Raw genomic sequence first — 381 nt, 5'->3', positions numbered from 1 at the left:
CCTGCTGCCGCCGCACCGGACGGGCCGTCAGGAATCCGAACGGGTCCGGCAGCTGCGCACCCCGTACGAGGCCGCCCTGGCCGCCACCGAGACCGCCAGCGGACTGCTCTGGGCCTGGCGCCCCGTCCCCGCCGAGGTGGCCGCCCTGCCCCGGCAGCTGGCCGCCGCCGTGCTCGGTGCCGCCCCACCGCCCGGCTATCCCGACTGGCGGCCCGACACCCCGGCCCTGCGCGCCCTGGACGCCGCCCTGCGCGACCTGACCGACGCGGTGGCCGGCCGCCCGGTGGTGCTCGGCACCGCCCCCGCCCCGCCGCCCGACCCCTGGCGGCTGCGGGCCCGGCTGCTCTCCCCCGCCTCGGTCCGCTACGGCCTGCGGGTGGC

Annotated in this window: 1 pseudogene; it reads left to right on the top strand. The window is 81.6% G+C overall.

What is annotated here, in order from left to right:
* Positions 1-381 (top strand): annotated as a pseudogene (locus ACLWS4_RS37800) (hypothetical protein); the annotation flags it as partial.

The sequence above is a fragment of the Kitasatospora sp. SC0581 genome, from assembly GCF_048159585.1.
GTDB lineage: Bacteria > Actinomycetota > Actinomycetes > Streptomycetales > Streptomycetaceae > Kitasatospora.
This window is presented reverse-complemented; position numbering and strand designations above follow the sequence as displayed.